The following is a 14,528-nucleotide window of genomic DNA, read 5'->3' as shown; positions in this document are numbered from 1 at the left end:
TCATCTTCCTGTGGCAACCGTCGCCCAGAATCGTTTTCTTTGCTCCGCCAACAGAAACCGCGAGCGCGCCAACTGCTGTGCGTTTTCCACCACCTGGGGCGCACACTCGCCAGCGGCGAGCAGGCAGCGTGCCACCTCTTTCGGGTCTAGGCTTGTCGCGAGCACCGCCGCCTGATGCCGCGCCAACAGCCGGCCTGCGGCGGCCTCTGCAGGTCCGTGATAAAGAATAGGCAACCCACTGCCCAAATAGGTTACCAGCTTTGTGGAGAGGCTGTAACGCCAAAACATCTCGTACTTCGGCTCAAAGGGCAGAGGCAAGTAGAGCAGATCGGCCTGTTCCATATCCCGCTCGATCTCTTGCTCGGGCGCCCACGGCAAAGCGCGCACGGGCAGGTGTTGAAAGGAGTCGGGTACAGCGCTCCCTCTTATGGTCAACGAAACAGGTATCTCCGGCTGCTGCTGCCGAACAATGACCAACGCCTCGGCAAGTGCAGTGAAGGTGGCCGCGTAGCTAAGATGAATGGCGCCAGCGAAGTAGATGCGAAAGCTGTTTTTGGGTCGCTCACGGAGAGGAGATATCCCCTCTAGGCCATCCGTCACGACCGTCCACGGGCGTTTCCCATAGAGCGCCTCCAGCCCTTCACCCATCTCCTCGGAGATCACCATCCGCGCCTCGGCATTACGCCACACCTCTCCTAAACGCTCTACCATCAGAGCAAGTGCAGGGCTACTTGCATGTGTGTACTCGAGCCGATCGTGCACGGTAATGTAAAAGGGCAGTTTCAATGCTTTCGCCACCTGATAGCTCACCCAAAAATCGGCGCCGTGGGCGATAGCGTGCAGGGCATTGGCTTTATAATCCCTACAAACCTGTTCGAGCAGGCTTTGTTGGCGCTTGAAATTAGTGAACCACCGATCCAAATAGAGTCGAAAGCGCGTGGCCTCCAAACGGCCGAAAGAGGGGCGATGAGGGATGTGAAGCTCTTTCACAAGGGTGGTGGGCGGGGGTGGCTTTTCCCCCATACAGACGGAGAGAACCGGTTCGGGCGGTTGCGTAAGAAGCGCCCTCAAAATACGCGGGCCTCCACCAAACGCGTTGATCCCAAAAGACTGTGTGCAGACTAACACCATAATTATATTGTGGGCTCCCCGGAGAAAGTAAGTAGCCTATTTGGATAGACCGCAGACGCCAAACTTCTATATTATAGGCCAAAATCGTTTTTCCACAAAGCTCCCTTATCGCGGTGCCGCCTAGGCGGCCAATGTCTATCCTCCTACGATAGTGGCTTGGGAACGGCCGAAGATAAAGATCTGCTTTAAAACCGTCTATACTTAAGAAGAGGATACATCATAAGGAGCTCCACATTGCAGGTTGCCTCACCACCACTGCAGGAATCGAAAACCGATCGCCCTACAGCGTCCAAGCGCCTGCCAGAGATCGATTGGTTTCGGGCGCTCGCCATCTGCTATATGGGACTTACGCATGCCGAATTCCATATGGACAACCCTCCCTCGTGGGCGGCTCGGTTGGCAATGGGCGGCATCTACTTCTGCTATGTGGGCTTTCTGATGAGCTTTGGAATGGCGCAAGCGATCATCCGCTATCGAGGGCTGCTGCTTCGTCCCGAAGGCAAGGCACGCTTTTTGCGACAAGCCGGCATGATCTTGCTGGGCTACTATCTTATCGCCTTTGGAGGCAACTACGCGATGCTCGCCGGGTTGCCTCGATCACAACTCGCCCCTACCATTCTTCACATGCTTCTGCTGCTTAACGTGCCGAAGGCGGGCGATTTTTTTCTCTCGTTTCTACTCTATCTACTGTTGATTCTGGCTTTTCCCAACGTGGTCTCCTTCATCGCCACCCGTCCCGGCAGAGCGCTTTTGGGCGCAATGGGCTTAAATATCCTCGGCAACCTTCTGGCAAGGCACGCGCCGACCGCCTTTTCAGGCTGGTGGAAGATGGTTTTCGGGGCACAGCCCAGTGCCCGCACCTTTCCTATATTCGGGTATGCTCCCCTCCTCGTATTTAGCATCTGGCTAGGCTGGAGCTACGTGAATTCGAAAAACCGGCGCCGCTGGGTGGGTATTGCCTTGCTCGCCGCTCTTCTGGTGGCCATCGGAGGCAACCTCTTATGCGCGACTGCCTCACAGGAGCCATGGCATCGCCTCGCCGCCCTTACCCCAGTTCCCGGACTTCTCTACCTCCTTAGCGCCTCAGCGGTGGGCACCGCTGTCTTCTGCGGGGTGAGCTTTCTGCGGATGCTGCTGCCCTCGCTAAATGCATCCGTGCTTGGGAGGTTCCTTAACTTCGTGGGACGGCACTCCTTCTGGATCATCGTGTGGCAGTACTTGTGGATAGGCTTTCTCATGGACGCGCTCACCCTCTCGATAACCAGCTCAGTGGCCACGGCGAGCTATCTGCTCTCTATTGTCTTTTTACCCCCGCTTTCGCTCTATCTCTCTCAAAAGCTGGAGGCCTGGTACCAAAGCAGTTCACCGAACCTAATAGGGAGATCCTCGTGAAATGCGCCTAGGCATCATCGCCCCGGCTCTGCCTCCGCAGCGCGACGGCATTGGCGACTATACGGCCAATTTGGTGCAGGAGCTTGCAAAGCAGCACCAGGTTGTGGTCTTCATTCCTCAAGAGTATGCCCACCACCCCATTCCTCAGGTTGAGGTCGCCAAGCCCTTCTCCTATTCCCAGCCCAAAAGCGTGTCGAACCTTCCAAAGATCGTTGCCGACTATAAGCTCGATTGGCTGCTGCTTCAGTACAACCCCTTCAGCTACGGCCGTTGGGGCTTTAACCCCTGGCTGCCCTTTGCTATGCGGGCGGTAAAGCGGCGGGGCGTTCACTTCGCCGTCATGTTCCACGAGACCTTTGTGCCGGTGCTGAACTGGAAGTTCGCCGTCATGACCACGTGGCAACGGTTTCAGGCAAGAGAGCTTTGGCGTGCCTCCGAGCGCTGCTTTATCTCGACCGAGGCTTGGTGGCACCAGCAGCTTGCGCCTTGGAGCGGAGGTCCGCGCCCCATCCATCTGCCGGTTGGTTCCAATATCCCCTATTTGGGCATCCCGCCCGATGAGGCGCGCTCCAGGCTGGCTATCGCGCCGGAGACGCTGGTGTTGGGCTACTTCGGCACGGTTCATGGGGCCCTGCGACTATCCTGGTTTCGCCAAGCGCTCCAACAGCTTCAAAGCCGTTCGCTCCCCATCCTATTTCTGTACATTGGCCCCAATCAAAAGGAGATGTGCGCTCTGTTTGAGAACCTACCGATCAGAGCCGACGGACTCTGTCCTCCTGCAGAGGCCTCCCTGCGCCTTTCCGCTGTGGACATCTATCTGGCTCCGTTCGTAGATGGGGTCTCCACGCGACGCAGCAGCTACATCACCGCATTAGCGCACCGGCTGCCTTCCGTGGGAACCCTCGGCGAACATACCGACTCGCTCTGGATGTCGACCAACGGCACGGCGTATCTGCTGACGCCTGCGGAAGATCAAAAGGCCTTCCTAGATGCGGTTGCTCTGCTTGCGCTCAACCCCGATCGCCGCATGGCGATGGGGAGGGAAGCACGTGCTTTCTACGAATCCAACTTCACTTGGGAGCGGATCGGAGGCGAACTGATTTACCATCTCACCTCAGGAGTTAGCCGATGACCCCCACCATAAAATCGCAAAACTTAGCCGATACACCGCGAACATCAGGCCCTTACTTCTCCCTCGATGCCTGGAGAGGCGTTGCCAGCTTATGGGTTCTGGGCTTCCATGCTGCCAGTCAGTTTCATCCAGAACATGCTGTTGTACCCTTGAATGTGCTCTACACCCTCATGTCTTTCGGAGGCCGGGGCGTGCAGCTTTTTTTCGTGATCAGCGGCTTCTGCATTCTCAGCGCAGCAGTGGCCAACCTAAACCGCGATAAAAACCCCATCGGCTATCTCAAAGCGCGGATCCGTAGAATATACCCCACCTACTGGGCGTCGCTGATACTTACCCTTTTGCTTGCATTGGCCATTGCCTTCTTGGCACATCACGGATACCTCTCACAAAGCCATCTAGCCGAACGTCTTCCAAACAGCCACCAAGCCCCTCTCTTTTGGCTGAGCAACGTCACCCTAACAACTCCTTCCTTTCACCAAATTGATCTCATCGGCCCAGCGTGGACTCTGTGCTACGAGGTCGCCTTCTATGTCATCGTGGGGTTGGCTCTGTGGGGTGTCATCAGCCGCCGTCAAGATGAGGAAACCCTTCTGTTGGCGCTGCACGGTCTCGCTCTCTTATGTCTGCTCGCTCTGTTGCTCTTGCCTACCCCTCCACCTTTCCCCTTCGATCTATGGCCACAATTTGGTTTAGGCATCGTCGTGTACGATGCCATCAAGTTTCCTCATCGTGGACGTGCCCGCCTTATGCTCCTCCTTTCAGGGTTCGCCATTCTCGCGCTCAGCAGCCTTAAACCCTATGAGGTGATAGGCGGTCACAGACTTTATATTTTTCCATCGTTTGCTATCTGTTGGATTTTCGCAGTGCTACTTATTTGGCTTCACCGTCATGACAAGCGCCTTGTGAAGAGCGCTCTGTTACGCCCCCTCTTTGCCGTGGGCGCTTTCTCTTATAGTCTCTACATTACGCATATTCTCATCGTCGGTACCATGCACCAGCTGATGACAAAGCTTCACCTCTCTTCCGCAGGATACCCCTATCTACTCTTTTTCCTCACCGTCGTCAGCGCTGTTGGGTTTGCCTGGGCGTTTTATCTTGTGTTCGAGCGTCCCTTCATTAGCAAGAGACGCCAACAGATCGTCCAAACCATTCACCATGTGCCGATGGAACCGCTGCCACCGGTCAAAGAGATCTCGTAGGAGGACAATACGAAATGAAATGTCTCATTATCATGCCCATTGCCACCCTTCGAGGAGGAGCAGAACGCATGCTGCTGCACCTCTTGCAAGAGGCACCCAATGGGGTGGAGTGGGAGGTCTGTTTCTTAGAGGATGGTCACATGGTGTCCGACGCCGCGGGGCTTGGAACCAAGGTTTGGGTGCTTCCCGCTGGGCGATTACGACAGTTATCGCGCTACTTCCTCACAGTGATGCGGCTAGCAGCCCATTTGCGCCGTGCGCATTACGACTGTGTAATAGGCTGGATGGGAAAGGCGCATATCTACAGCGGCCCTGCCGCACTCCTCACACGCACACCCGCCATCTGGTACCAACTTGGGGTGCCATCGAAAGCGAACTTCTGGGATAGAAACATTACCCGTATTCCTGCCAAAGGCATCATCGCCGTTTCCCAAAAGGCTGCCGCCGCCCAAAGCTGCCTCCCTCCCAAGCGCCCCATTCAGGTAGTGCCTCCCAGCACCGACCTATGCCAATTCGACCCAACGCAACTGCCTAGTCCCTCGGAAGTAAGGTCGCAGCTCGGCCTTCCACAAGAGGGGCCGCTTATTGAGATAGTTGGCCGTCTTCAACGTTGGAAGGGCATGCATACGCTTATCGAGGCCATGCCCGCCATTCTAAAGGCGCATCCCGAGGCGCACGCCCTCATTGTCGGCGGAGAGCACGCTTTGGAGCCGGACTATCTGGCCTATCTGCGCCAACGCATCGAGGCTTTGGGGCTGCAAAACCACGTGATTCTTGCGGGTTTTCAGAAAAATGTGGAACAATGGATGCAGGCGTGTGATGTTTTCGTTCACGCCTCCGACAACGAGCCGTTCGGAATTGTGGTTATCGAGGCGATGGCGTTAGGAAAACCGGTGGTGGCGGGCTCCGAGGGAGGGCCACGGGAGATCATTACCGAGGGAGTAGATGGTCTTTTGGCGCCCTATAATCAACCCGATAAGCTGGCTGAAGCCATTCTCCGTTATCTCAACAATCCAGAGTTTGCACGACAGGTTGGTCAGGCAGCCTTTAAACGCGCTCAGGAGTTCTCAACGCAACGATTTGCCCAACGGTTTGTAGAGGCCGTAGAGGCGCTGTTGGCCGAACGCTAATGACGAGAGAGCAGGACAACACAAAGGAGCGAACGACATGACAACAGAAACAACCCGCACCGATCTCATTTCGGGGTCTTACATTCTGCGCCTTCCGAGCACGGGCGGTTCGTCTCAAAAGATATCGGTCTGGGAAATCATTATCCCCTCCATCGTGCTGCTTGGGGCCATTCCCTTTGCAATCAGCTCCATGTTGGGCGTTCGATGCCTTATGGCGGGCGCGCTTTTTATTCTTTTCTTTACGCTTCGCCGTTCCGCCGCTCTACCCATTTTTGCTCTTATCTACCTCGCTGTTCTGGGCGGCGTGCGCCGCAACCTCATCCCCCTGATGGGAGAGTTTCATGTAGATCCGCTGCTCACCGTCATCCCTGTCGTTATAGGCCTCATTGGCTTTGGTAAGCTCCTGGCACGCCAAATTCCGCTGGATAACCCCATCGCCAAAACACGCGCCTTGCTGTTGGGGCTCATGTTGACGGTTGGGTTGCTCAACCCTATGCAAGGCAGTGTGATAGTGGCCTTAGGCGGGGCGATGTTTATGGTGATCCCTATCCTCTGGTCGTTTGTGGGTCGTGATCTGGGAAACCGCCGCACGGTTCAGCTGCTTTATGCGGTTGCTCTCATTGTGGCGCTGTTTGGCGCCTTCTATGGCATCTATCAAACGCTCTACGGCTTCACAAAAGGTGAACAGATCTGGATAAGTCGCGACCCCAGCTACAATTCCATCAATGACGCCGACGCCAAACGCCCCATGTCCTTTTTTACCTCTACTGGGGAGTACCCTCTTTTCTTAGCTATCTGCTTTGTTATCGCTTGCGCCTTTATCCTCTCCGGGCGTTTTTGGACTTTGGCCTTCCCTCCCCTGCTCTTGGCGGGGATTCTCTATAGCGGGGTTCGAGCACCTATCGTCCTCTCGCTGATGGGGCTGGTGGTGCTGTGGGGCGTGCGGGGTCGCTCCATCACCAGCTGGATTCCACGGCTTGCGTTAGCGGCGGTGCTCGGCATCACCGGACTTGTTTACGGCATAAAGCATGCGCAAAATCTCGCGATGAACTCCAGCCAGCAAGCTCTGCTGAATCATCAAGTTGAGGGTCTCTCTAACCCTACCGACCCCAATAGCTCCACAGCCGGCATTCATGCGGCCTCCGCCCTTTACGGCATCACCTCGAGCCTGCAACACCCCATAGGTATTGGGCTGGGCGCCATTACCCTTTCCGGATACCAGCTACATAGCAGCTCGGCAGGCCCCGTAGTCGCCACCAACATGGAGGTAGACTGGTCTAACATGTTTTTGGCGTTGGGGCCGGTAGGCGGAATCGTCTATCTCCTTTTCATTGGGGCCACGCTCTGGTGTGCCTTTAAGGTCTGGCATCGCACGCGAGCGTTGACCACATTGGCCATTCTTGGCGTTCTGGTTACATCGCTTAATACCTGGCTTAACGGAGATAACTACAGCACCTGTATGCTCATCTGGTTCAGTATCGGCGCGCTGGAAAGGGAGTATATGCTTCTACAGGCGCAAAAGACCTCATCGCCGAAAACCGCATCTATAGCAAGTGTGTCTACGAGTTCAAGCACTTAACGATGCGTCCTGAAAAGATCGGGTGGTGGAGCTGTAGAGCCTATAAAAGGCGGTGGAAGTTGTTGGCGCGTCTGCTGAAAGCGCTCAACTTTCTTCTGTATAAGGCGGTGCTGCCTTACGAGGCCGAGATCTCCCCCGACATTGAGCTGTGTCACTATGGGATCGGGGGTGGTCATTCATCCGAACGTGAAGATCGGCCGTCGAGTCAAAATCTTTCATGAGGTCACTTTGCAACGAGCACCTGGATCGGGTCGCCCTATTACATTGAGATCGGCGACGATGTGATGATCGGGGCAGGTGCCAAGATCATCGCAAAGCCGGATCGAGGTCTGCGCATCGGCAACGGCGCCCAGATTGGAGCCAACGCCGTGGTGACGCGAGATGTGGCGGATGACGAGACGGTGGTGGGCGTTCCGGCCCGACCCCTTAAAACGAAATCCGCCCACAACGAGCCGACATCTTAGAGAGGGTTCGATCATGCATATTGCCCTAGCCCTTCATCGCATTCGCAAAAACGATGGTCATGGCCGAGTGAACTACGAGGTCATCCGCGGCGCTCTGCGTCATGGCCATAAGGTTACTGTGTTGGCTGCAGAGGTCGCTCCGGAGCTTCTGGAACATCCCAACATCTCTTGGGTGCGGCTGACCTGGTCTAAGCGCTACACCACCCTCATTGGCAACGTGTGGTTTGCGGTGAAAAGCACCTCCGTTCTTAAAAAACAGCGATCTCATATTGATGTCGTTAAGCTGAACGGCTTCACAAGCTTCTACCCTGCCGATGTCAACGCCGTGCACATGGTGCACGAAACCGCCTCGCGCTCTCTTGGTGCAATGCCAAACGTGCCCCAGCCCCTTTTCAAGTCGCTCTATCGCAAGCTCTACATGAAAAGCAGCGCAGCCCTCGAACGCCGAGCGTTTCAACAGGCGAAGGTGCTTGTAGCGGTATCCGAAAAGGTGAAGGAGGAGCTTCTGACACATCTAAAGCTTCCGCCAGAAAAGGTGCGAACCATTGTCAACGGTGTGGATACTCTCGAGTTTTGCCCAGGCCACCAAGCGAGAACGGCTTTGGGCTTGCCCGAAAACGAGGTGCTCGGCCTCTTTGTGGGAGATATACGCACCTACGGAAAAAACCTCGATACGGTGCTGAAAGCGTTGGCGCTGGTGCCAGAGCTCCATCTTGCGGTGGCCGGCGATACGAAAGGAAGCCCCTTTCCCGCCCTCGCACAGCAGCTGGGAGTCGCCGACAGGGTCCACTTTCTCGGTTTTAGACGCGATATTCCCCAGCTGATGCGAGCCTGCGACCTGTTTGTTTTTCCCTCACGCTACGAGGCCTGTTCCCTGGTTCTGTTGGAGGCGATGGCCTCGGGACTGCCCATCGTTACCGCCCAGACGGCCGGAGGCTGCGAGCTGATGACTCCTGAAAGCGGGATGGTTTTGCCCGACCCCAACGATGTCCAAGCGTTGGCACAAACGCTTTGTAACCTGCTTGTCGATCGCGAACGCCTGCGGGCCATGGGCCGCGCCGCTCGTGCCATCGCGGAACAGCATACGTGGGAGCTTATGGCCGATCGGTATGTGGCTCTCTTTGAGGAGCTTTGTGCGCAATGAAACGCCTGCTCTGCATCGCTACGGCAGGAGGAGGGCAGGACGCCATCCGTATCCGACGCCTCACCGAAGGCATCGCCGCAGAGTGCACCTATTACGATGTAGACCGCAAGCTATCCCGCAAAGCGGCCCTGCGCCAGGTACGCCAGCTGCTGCGCTCCAAGCCGTGGGATCTGGTCTATCTAGAAGGAACGGGCATTGCCGGAGGCTTGCCCCTCATTTGGGAGGCTCGCACCAGAAGACTGCGCTATATCGTCTCCTCAGGCGACCCTGTGGGCGGCTTTTTTCTGGTGACCCAAGGTCGCCTTCACGGCTGGGTTTTCGGAGTCTATGAAAAACTTCTCTACCGGCACTGCGTGGGTTTTATCGGCTGGACCCCTTACCTTACCGGTGTCGCCCTGCACCTCGGAGCGCCAAGAGGCATCACCATTGAGGGAGCGGTAGACCTCTGTCGTTTCACCGTGCCCTCCGCGTCCCAACGTCAGGAGGCGAAACGCGCTCTGGCCATCCCCCCGCACCATCTGGTGTGCGGCGTCGTCGGTAGCCTCAACTGGACGGAGCGTCAGCGCTACTGCTATGGGCTTGAGCTCATAGAGACCCTTAAACTGCTGAAACGGGCAGACGTTACCATGCTGATCGTGGGAGATGGAAGTGGGCTAGAGCGACTGCAAGCGGCCGTGCCCGCTTCCCTGCAGGAACGCGCCCGGTTTACGGGCCGCCTACAGCCAGACCAGGTGCCTTGTGCGCTTCACGCCATGGACATCGGGTTCATTACCCAAACGTTGGACAAGCTGGGCAGCTTCCGGCTCACCACGAAGTTACCGGAGTATCTGGCCTCGGGGGTGGCTGTGGCCATGAGCCCCATCCCTGGCTACTACGACTATGTGGAACCCGCCGGTTGGCCGCTTCCCCCCTACCATCCGACCGATCCGGCATTTCATCGTGCCTGTGCACAATGGCTTGACGCACTTTCATGGGAGGAGGTGCAGGAGCGCGCCGCGCACGCGCGCCCCATCGCTTTGCGCTTCGACTACCAAACCGCCAATGCGCGATTTCGCCGGTTCGTGGAGGAGCTGCTGGCTTAACGTTTTGTGGCTTGCACTCTCTTTGTAACCCTTCCATAGCGGTAAGCCTCTCCTCCCTCTCTCTTGAGGTATTTTATATCCGTGATCGGTAATCATCTGCTTTCTAAAGAGCGCTACGAGCGCCTCGTTCATCAATTCGCTGCTTGCAGGGTACTCGTGGTTGGGGACATCATGGCCGATGAGTATCTGCGCGGCCAAGTTCGTCGGATCTCGCCCGAAAGCCCGGTGATGATCGTGGAGGTGCAAAAGGAGGAGATCAAACCCGGTGGTGCCGCGAACGTCGCCAACAATTTACATGCTTTGGGAGCAAAAGTCTACCTTGCCGGCTTCATTGGAGAGGATGAAATAGGCAAAAACCTTGTGGACACTATCCAAGAGGCGGGCATCTATATCAATGCGGTTCTCGTTGATCCCTCTCGGCCAACCACGCGCAAAACGCGCATCATCGCTCAGCATCAGCAGGTGCTGCGGGTTGACAGGGAACGAACCCATGAGGCGCCCCTCCCTCTGCAGGAGCAACTCGCCCTTCAGGTAGGCGAAAGCTTGCATCAGGTGGACGCGGTCGTCCTCTCCGACTATCGCAAAGGGGCCCTGTCACCCCATACCATATCCACCATCATGGCCTCGGCAAAACGTTTTTCGCTTCCGGTAATCGCTAACCCAAAGCCGGCTTCCGCACACTGGTTCTCCGGTGCGACCGTTCTTTCCCTCAACCAAGCGGAAACCGAAGAGCTGGCCGGCCCGATACCCCTCCAAGATCACGAGTTAGCCACCTATGGCGCCCAGCTGCGCGCACAACTTCAGGTTGATATCCTCGTCACCACTCTCGGGCCTCGCGGTTTGGCTTACTGGTGCAAAAGCGGTGAGCATTGCCACGTTCCCGCCCATGCCATTGAGGTGTACGATGTGGCAGGCGCGGGCGACACCACTATCAGCGCGTTCACTCTTGCCCTCCTCTGCGGCGCCACTCCGTTGGAAGCCGCCTGTATCGCCAACCATGCAGGGGCCTGTGCGGTTCGGAAGGTGGGTGTTGCCACCGTTTCACCTGAAGAGCTGCTCGACGATTGGGACCAAAGATAAAAGAGATAGCTGTATAAACCCTACTCTACTTTTCCGAAAGGCGATAGATGGCCGACCCTACTTCTAAACGTCGCATCCTTCTAATAGGGATGGGATGGTTTCCTGAGCAACCTGGTGGGCTAAACCGCGTCTACTATGAGCTGTTTAACCGCCTACAGAGCCACTACCCAACAGAACTTACTCTTAGAGGGCTTGTGGTCGGGACGGACAATGTGGCGCAGCAGACCAAACAACAGGCCATTGCCTATGCAGACGCACAGTGCTCCGTGCTGAAGCGCCTTTTGGCAGCCCGTCGAGCCATTCGGGAAGCCGTTCAAACGTTTCAGCCGGATGTCGTTGTATCCCATTTTGCTCTCTACACGTTTCCGGCCCTTGATGTGCTTCAGGGAAAGCCTTTCGTGTTCCATTTTCACGGCCCTTGGGCGCTGGAAGGCGGCGCGGAAAAAGAGCACGGCCTCACGATACGCCTCAAAAAAAGCCTTGAACGCGCGGTCTATAAAAAGGCGCAGCACTTCATTGTGCTCTCAAAAGCCTTTCAAGAGATACTTGCAGACCAGTACGAGATCGCAAAAGAGCGCATCCACATTATCCCCGGTGGCATTGATCTAAAACAGTATGCCTCCCCAAATCTAACGAAACAGGAGGCGCGTAAGCAGCTGAATTGGCCTCAGGACAGAAATATTATTCTCGTGGTGCGCCGCCTGCAGAGGCGGATGGGGATTGAGCTGCTGCTGCAGGCTATCGCCCACTTAAAATCGCGTTACCCCAACCTCCTTGTGCTGGTTGCGGGCAAAGGGCCTTTGCGCCAAGAGCTCGAGGCCCTGATCCATCAGCTCCAGATAGAAGCGCATGCGCGCCTGCTGGGTTTTTTACCCGATGAACAGCTTCCAATAGCCTACCGAGCCGCGGATTTCACCGTGGTGCCTACCCTTTCGCTTGAAGGTTTTGGCCTCATCACCATCGAATCGTTGGCGGCAGGCACCCCCGTGCTCGTTACCCCCGTGGGAGGCCTGCCGGAAGTCGTGCGTCCGTTTCGCCCCGAATGGGTTACCGAAGCGGCAACGGAGGAGGCCTTAACCGAGAGGCTGCAACGCATTCTGTCGGGGGATATCGCCTTTCCGAGTCCTGCCGAGTGCCAAGCGTACGTGCAGCAGCACTACGACTGGTCGGTTGTGCTTCCGCGCATACTTCAAGTCTACGACATGGCCATCCAATCCCACCGCCTTCAGTAAATTCGTAAGACAGTAAGGCAGATCGCTTGCTTTGGCGGGAATGGCGGTAAAATAGAGGGGAGATCTTTAGGGAGGTATGAGCTGAGAATGCCTGAGCCGGTGAAAGTGACCGTTTTTGACGACGGGCCCATTGAAATCCAGGGGCCTGTCACCGTGTACAATGAATTCGGCAAAGTGATCGCCACTTACGACGAAGAGGAGACCCTCTATCTCTGCCGATGCGGCCACTCTAACGACAAACCCTTTTGCGACGGCAGCCACGACGATACGGGCTTCTGTCATAAAGTGCGCCCGAAAGAAGAGTAAGCTCCTGTTTTACAGTATCCTATGCAAGTCGTTCAAATAGGTATCTCCCCCTGCCCGAACGATGTTTTCATCTTTGGCGCGCTGATGCTGGGCAAGGTGGGATGCGAAGGACTGCAGTTCCGATTCGATCTGCAGGACGTGGAAACGCTCAATCAGGCTGCGCAGCAAGCGGTCTTCGATGTCGTGAAGATAAGCTGCGCTGCCTACCCCTTCTGTCAAGAACAGTACACCATCTTGCCCGCTGGTGGGGCGCTGGGGCGCGGTGTAGGGCCGCTGCTGCTTTCGACGGACGGCCAGTGGCAACCAGAACGCGTCACCTTGGTGCCAGGAGAGCATACCACGGCGAATCTGTTGCTCGACTTCTACGCGAAGCGGCCTTTGCCGAAAATCTACCTACCTTTCGACAGGCTCTACAACGCCTTGTGCCGTGGAGAGGCCACTCAAGGCGTGGTGATCCACGAAAAGCGTTTCACCTACGCCCGCGATGGCCTGCATCTTATTCAGGATCTGGGAGCTTACTGGGAGCAACACACGGGCTATCCGATCCCCCTGGGAACGATTTTGGCACGGCGGAGCCTAAACCTTGCTTCGACCTTTACCGACCTTATTCGAGCAAGCCTGCGCTACGCCTATGCCCACTACGAGGAGATATTCGATCTTTGTAAACAGCATGCTCAAGACCTTGAGGACGAGGTTATCGCCTCGCATATCCAGCTCTATGTGAACGACTACTCCGACGACCTTGGCGAGGAAGGCATGAAAGCCATTGACTACCTGGTGCGCTACCAAAAAGCGCCGTCCCCGCCAATAGCGCCTAGCGAAAAACCTGAAGTGAAAGGATAGAGAAACACCGTGCGAATCGCCTGTTTTGATTGCTTTAGTGGCATCAGTGGAGATATGATATTGGGCGCCCTGCTTCATGCGGGTGTAGACCCGCAAGCTTGGCGTGCCGCCTTAGATCAGCTGCAGGTGCCTGGTTACGACATCGCCATCTCCACGGTAAAAAAGCAGGGCATCTCGGCGGTGTCGGTGGAGGTAAAACTCCATGAGGCTGATACCGGTCATGGGCGCCACCTTTCCGACATCGCCGAAATACTGGAGCGAAGCCAGTTGCCGGAGAAGGTTCGCCATCGGGCTCTTGCGGTTTTTACCCGTTTGGCCAACGCGGAGGCCAAAATCCACGCCACTACCCCCGAGGCCATCCATTTCCATGAGGTGGGTGCGGTGGATGCCATTGTGGATATTGTGGGCGCTTGCATTGGGCTGGAGATGTTGGGTGTGGAAAAGGTCTACTGCTCTCCCCTGCCCTACAACAGCGGCTGGGTGGAGTGCGCACACGGCCAGATGCCCGTGCCGGCACCGGCTACTCTGGAGCTGTTAAGCGGTTTTACGCTTCGTTTCGATCCCCGCAACGAGGAGCTTATTACCCCCACGGGTGCCGCCATTTTGGCGGAGTTTGTGGAGAGGGACGCCCAAGGCCATGTCCTTGGCTTTCCTCCGCTGCGCCTGCTGAACGTAGGCTATGGTGCTGGCAGAAGAGATACCGAGCAGCCAAACCTGCTGCGATTGTGCCTCGCCGAAGAGCTTACCCCCGCTGACCTTGAAAGGGCAGGTCATACGCTTTGATGGGCTTGTTTTGCTCAACAGCCCTCGCGCA

At 56.5% G+C, this 14,528-nt stretch carries 15 protein-coding genes; 14 read left to right on the top strand and 1 reads right to left on the bottom strand.

Annotation, left to right across the window (positions count from 1 at the left end):
* Positions 1–1,131, bottom strand: coding sequence for a glycosyltransferase family protein (locus CCALI_RS13645; protein WP_016484053.1), 1,131 nt, complete (start codon positions 1,129–1,131; stop codon positions 1–3).
* 234 nt (positions 1,132–1,365) lie between these two features.
* Here CCALI_RS13645 and CCALI_RS13640 point away from each other — a divergent pair, with 234 nt between their 5' ends.
* The 14 genes from CCALI_RS13640 to larC all read left to right on the top strand — a co-directional run bounded on the left by CCALI_RS13640 (position 1,366) and on the right by larC (position 14,497).
* Positions 1,366–2,523 carry a hypothetical protein gene (locus CCALI_RS13640; RefSeq protein WP_016484052.1) on the top strand — a complete coding sequence of 386 codons (1,158 nt, stop codon included), beginning with the start codon at positions 1,366–1,368 and terminating at the stop codon, positions 2,521–2,523.
* A gap of 1 nt (position 2,524) precedes the next feature.
* Positions 2,525–3,655: a glycosyltransferase family 4 protein gene (locus CCALI_RS13635; protein ID WP_016484051.1), complete on the top strand. Its 1,131-nt coding sequence runs from the start codon at positions 2,525–2,527 to the stop codon at positions 3,653–3,655.
* Positions 3,652–4,854, top strand: coding sequence for an acyltransferase family protein (locus tag CCALI_RS13630; RefSeq protein WP_016484050.1), 1,203 nt, complete (start codon positions 3,652–3,654; stop codon positions 4,852–4,854). Before CCALI_RS13635 ends, CCALI_RS13630 begins: the two co-directional genes overlap by 4 nt.
* A gap of 14 nt (positions 4,855–4,868) precedes the next feature.
* Positions 4,869–5,984, top strand: a complete 1,116-nt coding sequence (locus CCALI_RS13625) for a glycosyltransferase family 4 protein (protein WP_016484049.1) — start codon at positions 4,869–4,871, stop codon at positions 5,982–5,984.
* 37 nt (positions 5,985–6,021) lie between these two features.
* Positions 6,022–7,563: a hypothetical protein gene (locus CCALI_RS13620; protein ID WP_016484048.1), complete on the top strand. Its 1,542-nt coding sequence runs from the start codon at positions 6,022–6,024 to the stop codon at positions 7,561–7,563.
* A 2-nt stretch (positions 7,564–7,565) separates the two neighbouring features.
* Positions 7,566–7,784, top strand: coding sequence for a hypothetical protein (locus CCALI_RS16660; protein WP_231730004.1), 219 nt, complete (start codon positions 7,566–7,568; stop codon positions 7,782–7,784).
* Between the two features lie 24 nt (positions 7,785–7,808).
* A complete protein-coding gene (locus CCALI_RS13615) occupies positions 7,809–8,027 on the top strand; it encodes a DapH/DapD/GlmU-related protein (protein ID WP_338058668.1) in 219 nt (72 codons plus the stop codon).
* 13 nt (positions 8,028–8,040) lie between these two features.
* Positions 8,041–9,171, top strand: a complete 1,131-nt coding sequence (locus CCALI_RS13610) for a glycosyltransferase family 4 protein (RefSeq protein ID WP_016484047.1) — start codon at positions 8,041–8,043, stop codon at positions 9,169–9,171.
* Complete coding sequence (locus CCALI_RS13605; RefSeq protein WP_016484046.1) at positions 9,168–10,253, top strand: glycosyltransferase; 1,086 nt, start codon at positions 9,168–9,170, stop codon at positions 10,251–10,253. Before CCALI_RS13610 ends, CCALI_RS13605 begins: the two co-directional genes overlap by 4 nt.
* Before the next feature lie 81 nt (positions 10,254–10,334).
* Positions 10,335–11,333, top strand: coding sequence for a bifunctional heptose 7-phosphate kinase/heptose 1-phosphate adenyltransferase (locus CCALI_RS13600; protein WP_016484045.1), 999 nt, complete (start codon positions 10,335–10,337; stop codon positions 11,331–11,333).
* Positions 11,334–11,380: 47 nt separating this feature from the next.
* Positions 11,381–12,565, top strand: a complete 1,185-nt coding sequence (locus CCALI_RS13595) for a glycosyltransferase family 4 protein (protein WP_016484044.1) — start codon at positions 11,381–11,383, stop codon at positions 12,563–12,565.
* An 87-nt stretch (positions 12,566–12,652) separates the two neighbouring features.
* Positions 12,653–12,871: a CDGSH iron-sulfur domain-containing protein gene (locus CCALI_RS13590; RefSeq protein WP_016484043.1), complete on the top strand. Its 219-nt coding sequence runs from the start codon at positions 12,653–12,655 to the stop codon at positions 12,869–12,871.
* A gap of 21 nt (positions 12,872–12,892) precedes the next feature.
* Complete coding sequence (locus CCALI_RS13585) at positions 12,893–13,714, top strand: 1,4-dihydroxy-6-naphtoate synthase (RefSeq protein WP_016484042.1); 822 nt, start codon at positions 12,893–12,895, stop codon at positions 13,712–13,714.
* Between the two features lie 9 nt (positions 13,715–13,723).
* A complete protein-coding gene (gene larC, locus CCALI_RS13580; protein WP_016484041.1) occupies positions 13,724–14,497 on the top strand; it encodes a nickel pincer cofactor biosynthesis protein LarC in 774 nt (257 codons plus the stop codon).
* Positions 14,498–14,528 lie beyond the last annotated feature (31 nt).

This window comes from Chthonomonas calidirosea T49 (assembly GCF_000427095.1).
GTDB lineage: Bacteria > Armatimonadota > Chthonomonadetes > Chthonomonadales > Chthonomonadaceae > Chthonomonas > Chthonomonas calidirosea.
The sequence above is the reverse complement of the archived record's forward strand: the minus strand, read 5'-3'. Positions and strand labels throughout refer to the sequence as shown.

Bases quoted from the DNA above. Each gene is read 5' to 3' on its own strand.
- CCALI_RS16660 (WP_231730004.1), top strand. From the start codon at position 7,566: ATGCGTCCTGAAAAGATCGGGTGGTGGAGCTGTAGAGCCTATAAAAGG.
- CCALI_RS13590 (WP_016484043.1), top strand. From the start codon at position 12,653: ATGCCTGAGCCGGTGAAAGTGACCGTTTTTGACGACGGGCCCATTGAA.
- CCALI_RS13645 (WP_016484053.1), bottom strand. From the start codon at position 1,131: ATGGTGTTAGTCTGCACACAGTCTTTTGGGATCAACGCGTTTGGTGGA.
- CCALI_RS13610 (WP_016484047.1), top strand. From the start codon at position 8,041: ATGCATATTGCCCTAGCCCTTCATCGCATTCGCAAAAACGATGGTCAT.
- CCALI_RS13635 (WP_016484051.1), top strand. From the start codon at position 2,525: ATGCGCCTAGGCATCATCGCCCCGGCTCTGCCTCCGCAGCGCGACGGC.
- CCALI_RS13605 (WP_016484046.1), top strand. From the start codon at position 9,168: ATGAAACGCCTGCTCTGCATCGCTACGGCAGGAGGAGGGCAGGACGCC.
- CCALI_RS13625 (WP_016484049.1), top strand. From the start codon at position 4,869: ATGAAATGTCTCATTATCATGCCCATTGCCACCCTTCGAGGAGGAGCA.
- CCALI_RS13585 (WP_016484042.1), top strand. From the start codon at position 12,893: ATGCAAGTCGTTCAAATAGGTATCTCCCCCTGCCCGAACGATGTTTTC.
- CCALI_RS13630 (WP_016484050.1), top strand. From the start codon at position 3,652: ATGACCCCCACCATAAAATCGCAAAACTTAGCCGATACACCGCGAACA.
- CCALI_RS13620 (WP_016484048.1), top strand. From the start codon at position 6,022: ATGACAACAGAAACAACCCGCACCGATCTCATTTCGGGGTCTTACATT.
- CCALI_RS13595 (WP_016484044.1), top strand. From the start codon at position 11,381: ATGGCCGACCCTACTTCTAAACGTCGCATCCTTCTAATAGGGATGGGA.